5 protein-coding genes and 1 pseudogene are annotated in these 3,642 nt (G+C 59.8%); 2 read left to right on the forward strand and 4 right to left on the reverse strand.

The genetic code is table 11. From position 1 onward, the window contains the following. The 3 genes and pseudogenes from QYL93_RS31715 to QYL93_RS31725 all read right to left on the reverse strand — a co-directional run. Window positions 1–1,104 (reverse strand): annotated as a pseudogene (locus QYL93_RS31715) (IS66 family transposase); the annotation flags it as partial. Window positions 1,105–1,175: 71 nt separating this feature from the next. Beyond that, on the reverse strand, window positions 1,176–1,511 hold the full coding sequence (gene tnpB, locus QYL93_RS31720) for an IS66 family insertion sequence element accessory protein TnpB (RefSeq protein WP_305747410.1): 336 nt from the start codon (window positions 1,509–1,511) through the stop codon (window positions 1,176–1,178). Further along, window positions 1,508–1,921 (reverse strand): transposase, encoded by a 414-nt coding sequence (locus tag QYL93_RS31725; protein WP_305747411.1) that lies wholly within the window; start codon window positions 1,919–1,921, stop codon window positions 1,508–1,510. Before QYL93_RS31725 ends, tnpB begins: the two co-directional genes overlap by 4 nt. A gap of 319 nt (window positions 1,922–2,240) precedes the next feature. Between QYL93_RS31725 and QYL93_RS31730 the strand changes: the two genes are divergently transcribed. Beyond that, entirely contained in the window at window positions 2,241–2,705 is a 465-nt protein-coding gene (locus QYL93_RS31730) for a hypothetical protein (RefSeq protein WP_305747412.1), read from the forward strand. On the opposite strand, the gene QYL93_RS31735 is transcribed toward QYL93_RS31730, so the two are convergent. Further along, a complete protein-coding gene (locus QYL93_RS31735) occupies window positions 2,677–2,988 on the reverse strand; it encodes a helix-turn-helix domain-containing protein (protein ID WP_305747413.1) in 312 nt (103 codons plus the stop codon). The genes QYL93_RS31730 and QYL93_RS31735 overlap by 29 nt on opposite strands. A gap of 340 nt (window positions 2,989–3,328) precedes the next feature. Between QYL93_RS31735 and QYL93_RS31740 the strand changes: the two genes are divergently transcribed. Then, window positions 3,329–3,610: a hypothetical protein gene (locus QYL93_RS31740; RefSeq protein WP_305747414.1), complete on the forward strand. Its 282-nt coding sequence runs from the start codon at window positions 3,329–3,331 to the stop codon at window positions 3,608–3,610. Window positions 3,611–3,642 lie beyond the last annotated feature (32 nt).

Below are 3,642 nucleotides of genomic sequence, written 5' to 3' on the forward strand. Positions count from 1 at the left end.
TGCATGCCGGGAGCTCGCGCTCAATCGCATAGACCTGCGCAATCTGTTCCAGCGCACGTTGTGCAACCGAACTCTGGTGAGCGGCGTGCAGGTCGAAGAATTTGCGTCGAGCGTGGGCCAGACACCCGACCTCCGTGACCCCCTGCGCTATCAATTGCTTGTAGCCGCTGAAGTCATCACACACGAGGCTGCCGCGCCAGGTTCCCAAGAAGGCTTTGGCGTTCTCCCCGGCACGAGATGCGCAAAAGTCATAGACGACCGCCCTGGTGTCCTCGAACGCGCCGGCAGCATAGGCCCACAGGTAGGCACGGTGCGTCTTGCCATGGCCGGGCAGGAGCATCTGCACCGGGGTCTCATCGGCGTGCACCACCCGGTGCTTCAGGATGTCGTCTTTCAAGGCGTCCACCAGCGGCTGGAGTTGCACACCACAGGTGCCCATCCAGGCGCCGAGTGTAGAGCGCGGAATGGCCACCCCGGCACGGCCAAAAATGGCCTCCTGGCGGTACAGCGGTAAGTGGTCGGCGAACTTGGCGACGAGCACCTGCGCCAGCAGCCCGGTGGTCGGGATGCCCTTGTCAATGACGTGCGCCGCCACAGGGTCTGCACCAGGGTCTCGCAGTGGCTGCACGCCCATTTGCCACGCACGTGACGCTCGACGCTGAAGACGCCCGGCTGGTAGTCCAGCTTCTCGGCCACGTCTTCCCCAATGCGTTGCATCTGGCAACCACAGCGGCAGGTGGTGGAAGCCGGCTCGTGGCGGATGTCGATACGCGGCAGGTTCGCCGGCAACGGCTGGCGTTTCGGTTCGTCTTTGACACGCAGCGGGATGGGTGCTGCACTGAGCTGTGCCATCTCTTCGCTGACCGCTTGCAGGTCTTCGTGCAACGTCTCTTCCAGCAGGCTTCGTTGCGCGGCGCCGAAGCGCTCGGACTGCGCCGCAAACTTCAGGCGCTTGAGCAAAGCGTTCTCGTGCGTGAGTTTGTCGATGGTGGCTTGCTTGAAGGTGACCGTCTGGCGCAGCGACTGCACCATCCCACGCAGTTCTTCTGCGCTCAGATGCAAGAGCGTGTCGGTGGCAACGTCCATGAGGCAAGAGTTTGCCAAACCAACCTGTGCCACGCTATTGGCACATCCCCCGATTGATGGCCACGGCTGCCCACGTCATGCGTCATGCGTCAGATGAGGGAGATGACACTGGCCTCACCCATGCGATGCCACGGCAGGCCCATGACCAGGGCGTCGAGTTGCTCACGCTGGAGGCTTTGCTGCGCCGTGCCGCCAGCGGACGGCCAATGGAAGCGGCCCTGGTGCAGCCGGCGTGCGGCCAGCCAGATGCCAAACCCATCGTGCACCAGCACCTTCAAGTGGGTGCCACGCTTGTTGCCAAACAGGTAGGCCGTGTAAGGATGTGCCGCGCCGAACACCGCCACGACACGCGCCAGCGCGGTCTCGGTGCCGGCGCGCATGTCCATGGGCGTGCTGGCCAGCCACACGGCGTCGATGCGAATCACTTGAGGACCACGGCAGCCCATTGGGCAAAGTGCGCAAAGTCGGCTGCGGCGTGGATAGGCCAAGAGACGGTCATCAACAACGCTCCCTTGCGCATTTCGATTTTTAGCTCGGTCGCAACGGCATCGGGTGTGACGCTCGACAGGCGCAGCGCGATGAACTCTGACACCGAGGGTAGCGGGTCAGGTTCGCGGAGTTGCTGCGAAGCGATGGGGTGGTGGCAGCCCGTGCGCGCATGCTCCTTGAGCCAGCGGTGCAGTACGTTCGCGTTCATGCCATGGCTGGCAGCCAACGCCGCGATGGAGGTGCCAGGTTGCTGGCAGGCCGCTACCAGTTCTGCCTTGAAGGCCGGGGTGTAGGTCCGGTGGGTACGTCGGGCCGTGTGTCTCGCGATGTCTGAGTCTTTGAGCATGGTGTGCACGATGGTTACGTGCACACGATGTTGCGAGAGGCAAAGAGTCAAATCAAGATGGGTTAACCGGGCGCTTACAGTTCGCGAAACTGGCTGTCGAGTTCAACCAAGCGGGAAAGATCCAATCGATTCTTCAAGGGCGAGTGGCAGCGAAAGTTCAAAACAACACTTTGATTGCGCAGACGTCTTCGCAACGCAAGTGGGAGCTTTCCAATTGCGCTGGACCGCCTTGAAACGGGTTTTGCGCGCAGAAAGTTCAGCTATCTTCGCACGCTCAGTCCCAAACAGGACCAACTAGTCCCCTAAATATTTGACGAGCATGTTGCAGTTAGACAAAGAACAGATCGGCCATTTCAGCGAGATGGACCTGGAAGAAATCCTTCAAACCGGTGGCTTTGATGCAATCCTTCCAAGAAGCCTTAGCGACGGCCAATTGGTGTGTGTTTCCGATCAACTTCGGGCCATGCTGTGGGGAGAAGGCACACGGGGTCCCGACGGCGAACCCAATGCAGCGATCGCGATGGCGTTGCTGTTGATAGCAAAGGCACATCCGTCGCCTCCCGTAAATGGCGAACTCAGTTTTGAAGGCAGCCTTGAGCAGCTGCGCGACGTGATGATGGTGCTCAGCATGGCCGCAGACCGCGAGATCGTGAACAGACTGCTTAATCGCCCAAACGATGACGAATCGTTGTCCATGCTGACAGGAATTGAAGCCATCATGGTCGGAGAAAGTTCTCCATCTCAGCCCAAAAGGGCTAAGCAACGTCCTCAGGCAGCAGTGTAGAGAGATCGGTTCGAACAGACTTCAGCACCTTCTCAATCGATGCTGCATCGAATCTACGCGCATATGCCACTGCAAGGAGAGTCATTGGGTGAACCTGCAGGCCTTCAGCGAGGTGCTCCACCATGCCAATGCTGGGGAGCTGCTCGCCCTGCTCGAGACGCCCAATGTGCCGCCGGCTTATCGCCGGTGTCAGATCCTCCTGCGTGAACCCGCGTGCGATGCGCAGCTCCTTGAGCGCGCGACCGACAGCAGCTTTCGGTGGATCTGACTTTCGAGTTGGCATCCACTCGATTTCCGCCGATGGCGACTTAAAAGACCACGTCCAACTAGTCGCATTCAGGCGGAAATTTGATGATTTTCACTTCCGAATGGCTCCCGCAGAGTCCTCAAACCAGCGTCTGCTCAACCTTGGACTGATCCCAGATCTGGACAAGGAGCACGTCTGCAGCCCACTGCAGCGAAACCACCGCAAACGGGGAGCCACAGCCTGTTCGCCTATCAGATCAAAAACAAGGTCCTGCATCGTGCAGATTCAATTTCTCAATGAGCGTCCCGCCCCCGATGTTCAAGTTCAGCCCGAGGTCCAACTAGACCATTGGCGAATCCTCCAACGTTGGACCGGGATGCTGCACATCGTCGCGATGCTGGGCCCCATGACACTCAGAGTTACTTCGGCCCTGGCTGCCATCGATCTTGCGACCGCAATGGTCAAGACGGGATCAGGTCGCAACTATCACCTCGCAGCACCTCCCGAAGAAGACGAGGACCTGCGGATGTTGATGGAACGGCGTAGCAAGCATGCCATCGGGACAATTTCGGGTGATGTGAGCGATGGCGTCTGGCACGCGGTATCTGTCGGCGCGTGGCCAGACCATGGCGGCGGGTTGCTGCAACCCTTGCAATAGTCTCGCTTCCTCCTGTCCCGCAAATAAATGCC

Origin of the sequence: Acidovorax sp. A1169 (assembly GCF_030704685.1) — a bacterium.
Lineage (GTDB): Bacteria > Pseudomonadota > Gammaproteobacteria > Burkholderiales > Burkholderiaceae_C > Acidovorax.